Raw genomic sequence first — 13825 nt, forward strand, 5'->3', positions numbered from 1 at the left:
ATAAATCAAAATTCTCTATAAAGATTTACAATTTAGATTTAATTTGTAATTGATCACTCTTAGAAGATATCTGCTGGATCAGCAGCACGTAATTTACGTACAGCGATCGCACCGGAAACAAAACACATAATTATCGTTAAAATTAACACAGTTACGGCTCGTTCATAACTCATAAACACTGGCAGTAGTGTAGCATCTCTAGCACTGGAATACAAAAACATCGCCACAATCCATCCAGGAATATATCCTAAACAAGCTAACAGTAATGCTTCTTGAAGGATGACAGTTAACAAGTATTTTTGTGTATAACCTATGGCCTTCAATGTCGCATACTCAGACAAGTGATCCGAGACTTCCGTATACAGAATTTGATAAACAATGACAGTACCGACAATAAACCCCATAATTGTACCTAAAGTGAAGATAAATCCGATAGCCGTACTACTTGCCCAGTAATTGCGCTCAAACTCAATAAACCCTGATTTCGTTAAAACATTGATTTCATCAGGCAAATAATTCCGCAATTGTTGGGCGACAACATCAGCATTTTGTCCTCGCTTTAATCTAACTAAACCAATATCAATTAATCCTCGCTGACGGTTATTAAATATCCTCAAGAAATTAACATCACTGGTAATTAAATTCCCATCTGCGCCAAAAGATGCACCTAAAGTAAATAGTCCATCTACCTTAACTCGTCTTCTTTGTACCTCTGCCGTTAAAGTATTTCCTTGCTCCAATTCCGCCGCAATTGGACCATATTCCTCTCTAGAAGAACGGTCAAATAAAACCACATCGGGCAATTTTAACTTATCCAAATTTTCCTGAACACCAGGCAAATCAAATAAATTAGATTCTGGATTCATACCAAATATCAGAATGCTGCGAGGGCGACCAGTAACCGGATTTCGCCACGTTGTATAATCCAAATATATGGGATGTACCGATTCTACTGCTTGTAATTCTAAAGCTTTATACAACCTTCTTTGAGAAAAGGTTTCCATTGCTAATAAAGCATTAGATTGTTGATTAATTAAAACGATGTCACCCTTTAAGCTACCATGTAACCGCACATTACTATAATAGAGGGCATCCCGAAAACCAATTTGCATAAACATCAGAATATCGGCAAACGCAATTCCTGCCAAAGCCACGGCTAGGCGACTTTTGTCTCTTGTCAGTTGTAGCCAAGACAGAGGGATTTTACGAGTCATTATGCGTAATTCGTAATTCGTAATTAAGAAATCCATGAAACTTTAAATTTTGGATGGGAAGATTTCATCCAAAATCTAAAATTATATCTTTGTCAAATTCTCTTTTCAAATTGGTGTTAATGCTCAATCAGAATTTGATTCTTTATTAATTTGGGTAAGTACCTTAGCATTAGTGAAACCAGAAACTCGCTGACTATCTTCTGGAAGTAAGGCAATTTTAACTTCCACAACTCTAGCGTCTACATCTGCGACTGGATCTGTACTCAAGACATCTTTTTTGCCAATCTTTCTGCCGATTTCAGTGACAGTTCCGTTTAATTCCCCGATAAATGCGCCATTTTCGCTGGTGATAGTAGCAGTTTGACCTATACGCACTTGAGCAATAGTGTCTTCAGGTACTTCAGCAATGACGGTCATTTGATTGGTTTCTCCAATTTCAGCAATGCCATTTGTGCTGATAGCTTCTCCTGATTGGGTGTGAACTGCTAAAATTTCTCCAGCAATGGGCGCTTGAACGTAACTTAATTTTAGTTCTGCTTCTGCCCTTTTAACATTAGCGATCGCATTACTAACTTGAGCTTCTCCCCTCTGTATATCAGTAGGACGAAATTCTTTAATTCTGCTCAGTCTGGCTTGTTCTTCGTTAATTTGACTTTGCAAAGTCATCATAGTTTTATCACGGTTAACTCTGGCTTCCACAAGCTGTTGTTGCAAAGTTGCGAGAGTTTTTACCTGGTTGGCTCTCGCCTCAGCTAGTTGTTGTCGTAGAGTCGCCTGCACCTGTTGCAGAGTAGCTTGGCTTTCAATAACTTGCTGATTAAAAGTTACCGCACTGAGTCTCCTTCTATCCCGTTCTTGTTGGGAAATAGCACCTTCTCGGTACAACATATCATACCGTCCCGCATCAACTTGAGCATTGCGCTGTTCGGCTTGGATGCGGGCAATAGTTGCTTTTAAACTATCTTTTTGCCCTCTGAGTTCAGCTTCTAGGCGATTAACAGTTGCTTGTAAAGCCAGTTTTTCTCCACTCAACTGAGCAGCTATCCGAGCAATTGTCGCTTGTTGAGCATCCCTTTCTCCGTTTAACTGGGCTTGTAAGCGAGCAATAACTGCTGTTTGCGCTTCAATATCTCTGGGCGAGCCAAGTTTCACTTGAGCTAAATTAGCTCGTGCTTCTTGCAGTCTGGCTTTTGCTTCTTCTACAATTGCTAGTTGGGTATCATGGTTGTCTAAAATCGCCACCATTTGACCTTTTTTGACTCGCTCACCTTCACTCACGAAAATTTTTTGCACTCGTGATGAAGATTGCAATCCAGCTGCGGGAGCCGAAAGTTTCAAGACTTCTCCTTTTGGTTCCAAACGCCCCACAGCGCTAATACTGTTAGTCAGTGGTTTTACAGGTACAGGCATACCTATTTTTTTTAGCTGCTCAACTTTAGCTGTAGTTAGTAGCCCAGCAGCGATCACAATTGGTAGGGCTACAGCGATACCCCACCAAATCTTAGGTTGTTCCGGATCAAGTAGCAGCTCTTTTGAGCGTGGCTTCTCAGTCACCCTTGACATGGTTGTTGCCCGTTTGTTGAATTGTGATTATGGAAATAAAAAGTGAATTAGGGGTAGTTATACTAATTCCTAATTCGTAATTAAGAGGCGTTAGACTTCATCTTTTGTTCTGAGGTTTGTATCCATTGCACTCTTTTTGCAAATTGACATTAAATTAAGTCCAACAGTTTTTAGTAATTAGCACTCTGATTACCACAAAGATAAATAATGTGGTTGAAAGAAAGCTGATAATTGCTGAAAATCTCCTGTTAGATGCACCTCAACCCTACAGTTTTCTACAATGCTGTGAATATCATTGAGAGTTGCATCACCCAATCCTATTTTTGATTGCAGCCTGGTATAATTTTAGTAAATATAATCATTGGGACGGGTATTTGTGAGATTTACCTCACAAGTGTTTTCTCAAATTTAGATCACTTTTGCTCAATTTTTTAGGGGTTATACCAACAGTCTCAAAAAAAATTGCGGGGAAAAGTCCTTGTTTAGTCGTACCAATTTTATGTGAGTTTGCGTTTTATTCTCCCATAAGAACCAATGCTACAGGCTCACAAATAAAGCCTGACTATATAGGCTATGCCGCTCCAGCTATGATTAAACAATGGTACTAGTCAACGAATAACTACAAATATATGTCAAAAAGAGCATTCCTAACATTACAGTTTCCTTAACTTTTTGGGACACCAATTAGTAACTTTGTTTGAAGTCTTTGATATTGGGAATATTTGCTGCAATACTTTGCTACTGTTGTCTAACTCCATTAAACTCTCGTTGAATAAATTCTACATTCATCAGTTATGGGAAAACGTAACAGAACCTACAGATGAGGGAGATGGGGGAAATGAGGGGAATTAAGAATTCTGGCGTTGCTGATTATAAGTATGAATTGGTGGGCTACGCCTCGCTTTTTAATTGGGTAGATCAAATAATACTGTGGTCATGTAATTTTCTGCCCAGTCATGACCAAAGGCTTTTTCTAGGACTCGGCGGGTTTTGTCGTTTTGTTGCTGTTTGGTGCAGTAGTTGCGTTGTCCAGCGAGAATTTGCAGCGATTTTTCTGGGGAAACTGGACTTGAGGCGATCGCTTGAGTACAATGAATATCTAACATTTCTTTGACACGGGAAAGAAACATTGTCTCTTCTTCTGGGGAACCAGGACGCACAAAGATACAAAATTCTGAGAATATATGACCCCATTCGGGTAAGTCACGGGGTTGGGAAAACTTAAGCTCTGTGAGTGCTGTGAGTTTGGTATTATATGATTCTGGTAAGGTACGCTCTAAGTCTACAGGAGATAGGTCTGCGATCGCAGCACTAATTTGACCTCTACCCCCAACTAAGTCACAACCAAACATCGGTAAGTCATACTCTGGGCGCGGAAACATTACACAATGCAAAATATCTAGCATATTTCCCACTTTTGCTAGTTCTAAGTGCATTTTGCGGAATTGGGGTGTTTGATAGCAGCGATTTTCTATAATTAGTTTTTCGCCTTCTAGTCTACCTTCTACATACCCCAATTCAGCAGGTAAGTGGTAAGGTGATAGTTCTAAGTGGTTGTGCCAAACTGCTTCAATGCAATCAGCTAGTTGATGAATTAACGGATGTTGTTGTTCTCGCAGCGAGGTGGTAGGAGTAATTGACATCTTTTTTTGGCAAATTCTATCTAGTTGTCAGTCTACCAAAAAACTGGGGTTAGAGCCTTGCCCTAAAAGGGCAACTTTGTTCTAAGAAGCGTCACAACAATTATTAGTTATGGTAAGATAAGACAGGAGGTGATTAAGTGTTTAACCTGACTTACGAATTTAAATTAAAACCAACCCAGCAACAAATCGCAATGTTTGAAGAATGGTTGGAAACCCATAGACGGGTGTATAACTATGCTTTGGCAGAACGCAAAGATTGGTATAAATCTCGTAGTTGTCAAGTCAACGCTTGCTCACTCAAGTCTGAGTACATCATTCCTGCTGATGCACCACGACCAACTTTTGCTAATCAGTGCAAGTCTTTGACCTCTGCACGTAAAGAGAGCAAGTCCTAAGTTGACAATTTCATAGACAAAACTATACTTATATTGACAAAAATCAATATATATTTTAGGAAAAAATCAACTACTTGATATATAATACGGTGATATCAAGTATTGAATTGAGACTATTGCCGACGCGAAAACCAAGCAATGATGGTGGTAGTCTTTTTCAGAAACTTAATTGGAACACAATCGCGTCTGGCTAAGGCGTGAAAGTCTACTGAGGGATAACTGCTCCCATGCTCCCGTTGAAGTAGAAAGTAAAGTCTAGTTTTGTCTAGGTTTTATATAGCAGTGATTACTTAAAACGGGTTAATGCTCAATCTTTGCAGCAAACGTTGAGGCGACTAGAAAAAGCCTTTGTTTCAATGTGGGAGCGAAATCACGGGTTCCCAAGATTCAAAAAATCTGGGCGAATGCGGTCTTTTTCTTTCCCGCAATTAGGGACAAATCCATTAAATAATGGGTGCGTGAGATTGCCTGTTATTGGTGCGGTCAAAGTCCGTCAATCACGCTCAATTTCAGATGGGGGAGTAATCAAGCAAGCCCGTGTAGTTAAACGTGTTTCTGGGTGGTATGTCATGCTAACCGTTCAATGGGATGTAACTGTACCATCACCCATGCCACACGGGGAAGCAGTAGGAATTGATGTTGGGCTAACCAGTTTTGTTGCCACTTCTAACGGGCTTTTAGTCAAACGTCCGAGGTTTTTTGTGGATGCCGAATGCAAGCTTAAATTGCTGCAACAACGCGTCTCTAGAAAACGTTTAGGCTCGAATAATTGGAAAAAAGCACAGAAGAAAGTTGCTTCATTGCATGAATACGTTGCTAATTGTCGTAAAGACTGGCATAGAAAGTTGTCTCACCAAATCTGTAATGATGCAGGGATGGTGTTTGTTAAGGATTTAAATTTAGTTGGTTTGTCCCGTGGAATGTTGGGTAAACATTGCCTGGATGCGGGTTTCGGGCAATTCTTTAACATTCTCGAACAAACTTGTTTTAAACGTGATGCCTATTTTCAAAAAGTAGATGCACGGAAAACAAGCCAAATCTGTCCCAACTGTGGAATTGAGACAGGAAAGAAAGAACTTTCTGAACGTACTCATGTTTGTTCAAATTGCGGCTATACGACTGATAGGGATGTGGCGGCCGCTCAAGTAGTTCTAGTTAGAGGACTTGCAGCCGTAGGGCATACGGTCAAGATGCTTGCAGAGGGTAAATTCATTGGAATCCCCGTGAAGCAAGAATCTTCGCACTTATAGGGCGGAGAGTGTCAATGTTGATGCAAAATTAACTATTTCCAGAAATCGGTAACATCGTATTCCAAATCTTCTAGCATTTGTCGCAGCAGTGGTAAACTCAGTCCAATGACGTTGCTGTGACAACCTGCGATTTTTTCCACAAATAAACTACCAAAACCCTCAAGGGCGAAAGCACCAGCACACTTGAGGGGTTCGCCTGTCGCCACATAGGCTTGAATAGTGCGATCGCTCATTTTGGCAAAATATACCCTTGTTACCTGACACTTAACTAAAGTGCGGTTTTGGCAAAGATCAATCAACACATGACCAGTATACAAGTCGCCAAACTTACCTTGCATTAAATGCCAACGAGCGATCGCTTCCGTAGCATCAGCTGGCTTACCATAAATCTCACCATTCACCACCAACACCGAATCACAACCCATAATCAAAGCTGATTCAAACTGCGAAACCACAGTTTCCGCCTTGCGTTGCGCCAGAATTTGTACTAACTGTGCAGGTTCACTCAGTTGAATTTGCGACTCATCAAAATCACTAGGCTTAACTATCGGTGTAATACCAACAGTTTGCAGCAAGCGTAGGCGCGCTGGGGAAGCTGAAGCAAGTACAAATTGAGGTGTTTTCATGAGACTTGTGCTAAAAGTGGAAATTGTTAATTAGGCATTGGGGAAGCATCTCTTTTCTTGTGATTCCCCTATTCCCCATTAATACACCGAGAAAGAATTTACCACATCTTCCATCAAGCCTTGAACTCTCTGCCAACGTCTTTCGGGAATGGAAGCGTTGAAAGTAAACAACTTACCACGGCTGACAGCCACACTCGTGACATTATGTCGGTCTTCCAGATTAGGCAATTTCACTTCAAACTCTAAAATATAGTATGTTTTCCCATTGGATTCTCGCTCAAAAGCATTCACCAATTCCGCAGAACGACCAGAATCAGGAGGAGCCAAAGCCGCTTTTGCTAATTTGTATCCTACTTCTGTGGGTGTTCCCAGTTCTGCCAAACTTTTGTCATCCGGTACGGGGCTAATAACTACAGAGACATTTTCAGATATTTCAATCAAATCATGGAACACTACATCAGGGCCATTGGCAACTTTAACTTGTAACCAGCCGTTCGGGTATAAAAACTCATAGCCATCATAAGAGTCTACAAAGCTTTTGAATCCAGCCGCAGCAGCTACACCAGGATTACTGAAGCTGAGGCTTAACACCAATAGCAAAATAAATACAATTCTTTTCCACATTTCTCAAGATTCCTTTGGGCTGGGAACAAAATCAGACAAGCGTGATATCTCGTTTTTATTGTCCCATCAACCGGGTCGCTTCGCATAACTCAGCACATGGGAAAATCAAACCAAAGGTTAAATGTAGGTTGGGTTGAGGTTTTGGGAAACCCAACTTTACCAATATAGATGGCGCTGCGCTTAACCCAACCTAGTTCTAGACTTGGAAAACACGCCCTAGAGCTAATTTATCCCTGACTAGTACCGCAAGGCGTTCGTCAAAAGTCAAAAGTCAAAAAGCTTTTACGTTGGGCTTTTGAACCTTTTGAAAGGGTATCCATATTTACGCCGCAGTGTACTAGCTGCCCAAAAACTAAAATTCCACAAAAAAAGTCAAATGTGAACTATAAATTATATGATTAGTGATTATAGTAAAAACCTTCAGATTAGAAGCTGATAGCTAATAGATCAAGATGGATCTTGGAGATTGCTACCGTTTATTAGGTTTAAGGTCAGGAGCCTCTTTTGCTGACATCAAATCGTCTTACCGACGATTGGCGCTGCAATATCATCCCGATATTAACCCAAGTGACATTAAAGCTAAAGATAAGTTTATTGCCTTGACAGAGGCTTACAAACTCCTTTTAACGGTAGTACCTTCCGAGGAGATCGCCCAACAGTCAAGTAATTCCTTTACTTCTAGGCGTGATGACACCAAGTTCACACGTTCAGAAAAAGCACCAACAGTCACCGTTACAGTTGAAAAACCGCCAACACCAAAACCGCCTAACATTGTAGAAATAGAACGGCGGCTCAAGTGGAAGACATATGAGCAACTGCAACGGTTTTTAAAAGAAAGAAAATTTCCCCAAGCGATCGCCCTGGCGGAAGCTTTAGCAGCACGTTTACCCACAGACAGAGAAGTTAGCCAATGGCAAGCCGTAGCTTATCAAATCTGGGGAAGAGCTTTAATTTCCGAAAATCAACTGTTGAAAGCCAGAATTTATCTCAAAAAAGCCCTCAAAACAGACCCTAATAATAAAGCTTTGTGGCTAGAAGTCCAGCGAGACTTCCAGAAATTAGAGCAGCTTTATTGAACTGACAAACCCGATTTCTCATCTCCCCCCTTTCTCAGTAGGGATCAAGCTTCGGCTGCGACTGAAATAGAAGCCGATGTCTGATCTCCCCCCTTTCTAAGGGGGGATTAAGGGGGGGGGAATTCCAGATGTGTGTACATCGTAGCCCTTGTCAGGGAGGGCTGGGAGAGAAGATTAGAGAAGGACAGGGTGCTTAGGATATGATAAAATTCCCAAACCAATTCACAGTAGGGGTGGGTTTACTAATATTGTGGGTCCGGGCAAAGATGCCCGCCTTGTTTATTGAATGATATCTATGATAGCTTGCGTGGCGTAGCCATACCCGCCCCTACTTTTGACTTTTGACTTTTGCTATATGTCCCAGTCTACAATTACGGTAACCGTCAAGTTGTTCGCTGCTTATCAAGAAGCCTATGGGGTGTCAGAACTCATACTGGAATTGCCTCATAATACACCAGTAAAGGCAGTGTGCGATCGCCTGATTGCGGAACACCCACAACTCAGCCAATGGCGTGATATTACCCGTTTTGGCATTAATTTAATATTTGTCGAACCAGATAGCCTACTGCAAGATGGTGATGAAGTTGTGCTAATTCCCCCTGTCAGTGGAGGCTAATTTTGAAAGCAGATTTCGGTTAAGAAACTCTCCCCTGTCCTTAGTAAGGAGAGGGGTTGGGGGTGAGGTTCTATATTTTATTCCTAAGCCGCCTCAATTAAAGCACTCCAGTCAGCAGGAAGACGGGATGTAAATTCATTAATCTTGTCTTTGACTGCTTCTTTGGTAACTCGCAGCGTTTCCTGGATTAGCTCACTAGCTTGAATATCATCCAATTTGAATTGTTCGCAAATCACAGCAATATACTCGTCAGCAGAAATAGGTAACTTTCTGATTTGGTGAGAATGCAGTCTTTCATAGTTTAGAGGTTCAGGCAGACTGTCACTGAGCTGGTGAGCTTGTTCATCCTCTAGTTTACTGGCTAAAATGCCCAGAACTGCTTTCACAGCAGCGTCAGCTGTCTCTCTATCTGGGATAAAAGGTAACTTACCAGCCGCATCCACAAATTTTTCGTACTCCATCTGTGTTCCTCGTTGAATTTGATTAAGCTCTGACTTCTTCAGGCCAGAGTTCTCGCAAAGCCGGCGGTAACATATTGATAACGTCTTCAATTTCACCTCTGGTAATGCGTTCAGCCAGTAGCTGGAATACCGCACGCACTACACGTTCCGCATCAACTTCGGGGTCTGTGTTGCGGAAATAATCACGGATATGCTGTAAAAATGCTTCTTTATTCCTTTCTTTGGTGGGAGTTGCTCCAGGTCGCCAGTTTTCGTAATAAAATCCCCCTAAGAGAATGGGTAACTGCGCTCCTAAATGTGCCGCTTCTGGTACAGTCAGGCGATCGCGCAAAGCGTGTAATGTAGCACGCAACGCCTGAAAGACTTGGTGTTTACTTTCCCAGCCGAGCTTATTACACAAGTCATTTACCCAAGGAATTGTCGTTTGAATTGTGGTATCAAAAATATCCAGTCCTGTCATTGTCATAGCGATCGCTCCTGTCAAATACCTTGAATTAGCAAGGGTGAGACGCACCGAATCAGTCCCGACTCTTCAGGCTTCACGGCTTTTCATGTCCTCAAGTCCATCCTAAGAACTTAGAAGTCGCTTCTCCTCTGACTAATGGTGTGTGATACCTGATTTACCGCTCTGTCTAAGGGATTGAGTCCTTGTTAAACCTAACTGTGAAATAAATTACACCACAATACCCGACAAAAATAGTCGGGTATGTTTGACGAGTATTTTGACTCATGTTAGTATCAGACGATAGTTGACTAACAAAACAGGGAAGGCTTCATTTATGACTCAGGCAATCACCAAAGATACCCAATCAACAACTTCGACTTTAAAAGCTTTAAAGTGTAAAGAATGTGGTACGGAATACGAACTTAAAGCCAGTCATGTCTGTGAGTTATGCTTTGGACCACTAGAAGTCAAGTATGATTTCAGTGAGTTACGTCTGACGATTACCCGTGAAAAAATTGCCGCCGGTCCCAATTCCATTTGGCGCTACCGTCCCTTTTTGCCAGTCGCAACTAATAATGTAATTGATGTGGGAACAGGTATGACTCCCCTGGTACGTTCCCATCGCCTGGCTCGTCGCCTGGGTTTAAATCAGCTTTATATTAAAAATGATGCAGTAAATATGCCCACCCTGAGCTTTAAAGATCGGGTGGTGTCAGTGGCTCTCAGCCGAGCGCGTGAATTAGGTTTTACCACCGTTTCTTGTGCTAGCACTGGTAACTTGGCTAATTCTACAGCTGCGATCGCCGCTCATGCCGGCTTAGATTGTTGTGTATTCATTCCCGCAGATTTAGAAGCCGGCAAAATCCTGGGTAGCTTAATCTACAGTCCCACGCTGATGGCAGTCAAGGGCAACTACGACCAGGTAAATCGTCTCTGCTCAGAAGTTGCCAATACACACGGTTGGGGTTTTGTCAATATTAATTTACGCCCTTATTATTCTGAAGGTTCTAAAACTTTAGGCTTTGAAGTTGCAGAACAACTCGGTTGGGAACTACCAGATCATGTAGTTGCTCCCCTGGCTTCTGGCTCCCTATTTACCAAAATTTATAAAGGTTTCCAAGAATTTGTCGAAGTCGGTTTAGTGGAAGGTAAAGATATCCGTTTCAGTGGCGCTCAACCCGAAGGTTGTTCACCCATCGCCCAAGCATTTAAAGAAGGACGCGACTTTATTAAACCAGTGAAACCGAATACAATTGCTAAATCATTGGCAATTGGCAATCCTGCCGACGGTGTTTATGCTCTTGAACTAGCTCGTAAAACTGGCGGTAATATTGAATCAGTTAATGATGCTGAAATTATTGACGGCATCAAGCTACTCGCAGAAACAGAAGGCATTTTCACAGAAACAGCAGGTGGTACAACTATTGCTGTACTGAAAAAATTAGTCGAAGCCGGCAAAATTGACCCAGATGAAACCACAGTAGTTTACATCACTGGTAATGGTTTGAAAACCCAAGAAGCAGTCCAAGGTTACGTCGGTGAACCTTTGACAATTGATGCTAAACTAGATAGCTTTGAACGTGCCTTAGAGCGCTCTCGTACACTTGACCGCTTGGAATGGCAACAAGTCCTCGTATAGTTAGAAGTTGTGAGTTAAGAGGTTTATTCCTAACTTTCAACTCCTAACTATACTCTTAACTCTCCCCTTTCACTCTTAAATTTCTACTTCTATGGCTGTTAAAGTTTTAGTTCCCACGGCGCTGCAAAAATACACAAATAACCAAGCTACCCTGACCTGTAGTGGTAGTAAGGTTTCCGAACTGTTCGATTCTCTAGAGCAAAATTGCCCTGGTATTAAAGCCCGGTTATGTGACGAAAAAGGACAAGCCCGGCGCTTTTTAAATTTCTATGTTAATAGCGAAGATATCCGCTTTTTAGATGGGATAGAGACACCACTCAAAGATGGTGATGAAGTGAGTATTGTCCCGGCTGTAGCTGGTGGTTGATTCAATATACATCTGGTAACAAAGAATGTAGATAGAGACGTTGCATACAACGTCTCTACAAGGGTTCACCGAATACACATATTGAAATTCGGTGGATGTCTAATATACCGAGTCCGGATCACGAAGCAATTTTGACCGAAAAACGAGACGCAAGCCCCTGGCTTCAGACATGGGGATAAGTCGGGTGCGGCTTTAGCCGCATTAAAAAGATATATAGGACTAGCTTCATATAATCTTTAAATTGTTATTTAGCTCAAAGCTGTATAATTACGGAATGATCCAAAAATACAAATCAAACAACAATATTACCTACTCTTGTAAATACCATGTTGTCTGGTGTCCCAAATATCGGAGGAAAGTTTTAGTTCAAGGTGTAGATGTTCGCCTTAAAGCTATTTTGCAGGAAGTAGCTACAGAGTTCAAGAGCGAACTTATCGAGATGGAAGTAATGCCAGATCATGTACACATATTAGTCGAGGTAGATCCTCAATTTGGAATTGCAAAATTAATTCGATATATGAAAGGACGTTCATCTCGGTTTTTGAGACAAGAGTTTCCTTGGCTAAAAAGTCGGCTACCAACACTTTGGACAAATAGCTATTTTGTTTCAACTGTTGGGGGTGCGCCGATTTCAGTTATTAAGCAATACATCGAAAATCAAAAAAATGTCTAATTATGGTTGCCAACAAGTTTTAATCAGTCCAGACAAAGAATTGAGAGCCATCTTAGAGTTTGTTTGCGAACAGTCAAACAAACTTGCTAACTGTGGACTATATTATTCTCGCCAGTTATTCTTTAAAACTGGCAAGATACCGAGCAAAGCTGAGTTGCATCGGCTATTGAAATCTAACGCTCATTTTCAGGCTCTTTATTCCCACGTAGCACAGCAAACTTTAACAACTGTATTTGAGTCATTTCGGTCGTTTATTGGATTGCTCAAAGGCGTTAAAGGTGGAACTGTTGAGCAGCGTCCAAAATTACCAGGGTATAAGAAAAACGCTCTCAAGTTAGTTACTTTCCCTCGCGCAGATGTCAAATTGAAGAATGGGCAATTACGCTTTCCTCTAGGCACTAAAGTTAAAGCATGGTTCGGAATAGATGCCTTCTATTTACCGATGCCGTCAAACTTAAAATATTCTGATCTAAAAGAGATTCGGATTTGTCCTCGCAATGGATGTTTCTATGCTGAGTTTATTTATTCAGTTGAAGAAATAAAAGTAGAATTAGACTTTGAGAAAGTCCTAGGTATAGATCCAGGCTTAAACAATTGGCTAACTTGTGTAAGTAATACAGCCACTAGCTTTATTGTTGATGGATTGCACCTCAAAAGCTTAAATCAATGGTACAACAAACGGGTATCAGTCCTTAAAAAGAATCAACCCCAAGGATTCTGGAGTAAACAATTAGGTGGTATAACCGAGAAACGTAACAGACAAGTTAGAGATGCAGTAAATAAAGCAGCAAGAATTGTAGTCAACCATTGTTTAGAATTTCAGATTGGTAGTATTGTATTTGGTTGGAACAAAGGACACAGACAAGAGATAAATCTGGGTTCAAAAACTAATCAGAAATTTGTCCAAATACCTACTGCACGATTAAAAGACCGTATTGCCCAATTATGTAAGCAATATGGCATCAAGTTTATAGAAACGGAAGAATCTTACACTTCTAAAGCATCCTACGTTGATGGCGATTTTCTACCTGTATTTGGTTCCAAACCAGAAGGGTGGAAAGCGTCAGGAAGAAGAGTTAGTCGTGGTTTGTATCAGGCTTCTAGCGGACTAAAAATAAATGCAGATGCGAATGGGGCTGCCAATATTTTAAGAAAAGTAGCGGTAAAACTGGGATTTAATCTCAGTGGAATCAGTAGCGGCGAATTGATAGCGCCTTTGAAGATCCGTTTGTG

The 13825-nt window shown here is 41.3% G+C and carries 14 protein-coding genes and 1 pseudogene; 8 read left to right on the forward strand and 7 right to left on the reverse strand.

Features of this window, described 5'->3' with window-relative positions; translation table 11 throughout:
• Positions 1-59 precede the first annotated feature (59 nt).
• From devC to NSP_RS14415, 3 genes are all read right to left on the reverse strand, one after another.
• Positions 60-1214, reverse strand: a complete 1155-nt coding sequence (gene devC / locus NSP_RS14405; RefSeq protein ID WP_042202536.1) for an ABC transporter permease DevC — start codon at positions 1212-1214, stop codon at positions 60-62.
• A gap of 123 nt (positions 1215-1337) precedes the next feature.
• A complete protein-coding gene (locus NSP_RS14410; RefSeq protein WP_006197537.1) occupies positions 1338-2777 on the reverse strand; it encodes an HlyD family efflux transporter periplasmic adaptor subunit in 1440 nt (479 codons plus the stop codon).
• Positions 2778-3682: 905 nt separating this feature from the next.
• Positions 3683-4420 (reverse strand): phycocyanobilin:ferredoxin oxidoreductase, encoded by a 738-nt coding sequence (locus tag NSP_RS14415; protein ID WP_017804175.1) that lies wholly within the window; start codon positions 4418-4420, stop codon positions 3683-3685.
• 137 nt (positions 4421-4557) lie between these two features.
• Between NSP_RS14415 and NSP_RS14420 the strand changes: the two genes are divergently transcribed.
• Both NSP_RS14420 and NSP_RS14425 read left to right on the forward strand, forming a co-directional pair.
• On the forward strand, positions 4558-4815 hold the full coding sequence (locus NSP_RS14420) for a helix-turn-helix domain-containing protein (RefSeq protein ID WP_006199036.1): 258 nt from the start codon (positions 4558-4560) through the stop codon (positions 4813-4815).
• Between the two features lie 290 nt (positions 4816-5105).
• Positions 5106-6065, forward strand: a pseudogene (locus NSP_RS14425) (RNA-guided endonuclease InsQ/TnpB family protein); the annotation flags it as partial.
• A 32-nt stretch (positions 6066-6097) separates the two neighbouring features.
• Here NSP_RS14425 and NSP_RS14430 read toward each other — a convergent pair.
• Both NSP_RS14430 and psbP read right to left on the reverse strand, forming a co-directional pair.
• Positions 6098-6691: a Maf family protein gene (locus NSP_RS14430; protein ID WP_006199038.1), complete on the reverse strand. Its 594-nt coding sequence runs from the start codon at positions 6689-6691 to the stop codon at positions 6098-6100.
• A gap of 78 nt (positions 6692-6769) precedes the next feature.
• Positions 6770-7315, reverse strand: a complete 546-nt coding sequence (gene psbP / locus NSP_RS14435; protein WP_006199039.1) for a photosystem II reaction center PsbP — start codon at positions 7313-7315, stop codon at positions 6770-6772.
• A gap of 452 nt (positions 7316-7767) precedes the next feature.
• Between psbP and NSP_RS14440 the strand changes: the two genes are divergently transcribed.
• Together NSP_RS14440 and NSP_RS14445 are read left to right on the forward strand one after the other, a co-directional pair.
• On the forward strand, positions 7768-8391 hold the full coding sequence (locus tag NSP_RS14440; protein ID WP_006199040.1) for a J domain-containing protein: 624 nt from the start codon (positions 7768-7770) through the stop codon (positions 8389-8391).
• 355 nt (positions 8392-8746) lie between these two features.
• Positions 8747-9007, forward strand: a complete 261-nt coding sequence (locus tag NSP_RS14445; RefSeq protein WP_006199041.1) for a MoaD/ThiS family protein — start codon at positions 8747-8749, stop codon at positions 9005-9007.
• 83 nt (positions 9008-9090) lie between these two features.
• Here NSP_RS14445 and NSP_RS14450 read toward each other — a convergent pair whose 3' ends face one another.
• Both NSP_RS14450 and NSP_RS14455 read right to left on the reverse strand, forming a co-directional pair.
• Positions 9091-9468, reverse strand: coding sequence for a DUF2267 domain-containing protein (locus NSP_RS14450; protein ID WP_006199042.1), 378 nt, complete (start codon positions 9466-9468; stop codon positions 9091-9093).
• Positions 9469-9490: 22 nt separating this feature from the next.
• Positions 9491-9934: a DUF2267 domain-containing protein gene (locus NSP_RS14455; RefSeq protein ID WP_006199043.1), complete on the reverse strand. Its 444-nt coding sequence runs from the start codon at positions 9932-9934 to the stop codon at positions 9491-9493.
• A 313-nt stretch (positions 9935-10247) separates the two neighbouring features.
• Between NSP_RS14455 and thrC the strand changes: the two genes are divergently transcribed.
• The 4 genes from thrC to NSP_RS14475 all read left to right on the forward strand — a co-directional run.
• Positions 10248-11552 carry a threonine synthase gene (gene thrC / locus NSP_RS14460; protein ID WP_006199044.1) on the forward strand — a complete coding sequence of 435 codons (1305 nt, stop codon included), beginning with the start codon at positions 10248-10250 and terminating at the stop codon, positions 11550-11552.
• Between the two features lie 91 nt (positions 11553-11643).
• The gene (locus NSP_RS14465) at positions 11644-11919 is read left to right on the forward strand and encodes a MoaD/ThiS family protein (protein WP_006199045.1); all 276 of its coding nucleotides are present in this window, start codon (positions 11644-11646) and stop codon (positions 11917-11919) included.
• A gap of 274 nt (positions 11920-12193) precedes the next feature.
• Positions 12194-12592, forward strand: coding sequence for an IS200/IS605 family transposase (tnpA, locus tag NSP_RS14470; protein ID WP_006194806.1), 399 nt, complete (start codon positions 12194-12196; stop codon positions 12590-12592).
• Positions 12585-13825: RNA-guided endonuclease InsQ/TnpB family protein (locus NSP_RS14475; RefSeq protein WP_017804176.1), on the forward strand; the 1241-nt coding region annotated here is incomplete at its 3' end. The genes tnpA and NSP_RS14475, both read left to right, overlap by 8 nt.

Origin of the sequence: Nodularia spumigena CCY9414 (genome assembly GCF_000340565.2) — a bacterium.
Classification (GTDB): domain Bacteria; phylum Cyanobacteriota; class Cyanobacteriia; order Cyanobacteriales; family Nostocaceae; genus Nodularia; species Nodularia spumigena.

Bases quoted from the DNA above. Each gene is read 5' to 3' on its own strand.
- NSP_RS14455 (WP_006199043.1), bottom strand. From the start codon at position 9,934: ATGACAATGACAGGACTGGATATTTTTGATACCACAATTCAAACGACA.
- psbP (WP_006199039.1), bottom strand. From the start codon at position 7,315: ATGTGGAAAAGAATTGTATTTATTTTGCTATTGGTGTTAAGCCTCAGC.
- NSP_RS14465 (WP_006199045.1), top strand. From the start codon at position 11,644: ATGGCTGTTAAAGTTTTAGTTCCCACGGCGCTGCAAAAATACACAAAT.
- NSP_RS14440 (WP_006199040.1), top strand. From the start codon at position 7,768: ATGGATCTTGGAGATTGCTACCGTTTATTAGGTTTAAGGTCAGGAGCC.
- thrC (WP_006199044.1), top strand. From the start codon at position 10,248: ATGACTCAGGCAATCACCAAAGATACCCAATCAACAACTTCGACTTTA.
- NSP_RS14430 (WP_006199038.1), bottom strand. From the start codon at position 6,691: ATGAAAACACCTCAATTTGTACTTGCTTCAGCTTCCCCAGCGCGCCTA.
- NSP_RS14410 (WP_006197537.1), bottom strand. From the start codon at position 2,777: ATGTCAAGGGTGACTGAGAAGCCACGCTCAAAAGAGCTGCTACTTGAT.
- devC (WP_042202536.1), bottom strand. From the start codon at position 1,214: ATGACTCGTAAAATCCCTCTGTCTTGGCTACAACTGACAAGAGACAAA.
- tnpA (WP_006194806.1), top strand. From the start codon at position 12,194: ATGATCCAAAAATACAAATCAAACAACAATATTACCTACTCTTGTAAA.
- NSP_RS14415 (WP_017804175.1), bottom strand. From the start codon at position 4,420: ATGTCAATTACTCCTACCACCTCGCTGCGAGAACAACAACATCCGTTA.
- NSP_RS14445 (WP_006199041.1), top strand. From the start codon at position 8,747: ATGTCCCAGTCTACAATTACGGTAACCGTCAAGTTGTTCGCTGCTTAT.
- NSP_RS14450 (WP_006199042.1), bottom strand. From the start codon at position 9,468: ATGGAGTACGAAAAATTTGTGGATGCGGCTGGTAAGTTACCTTTTATC.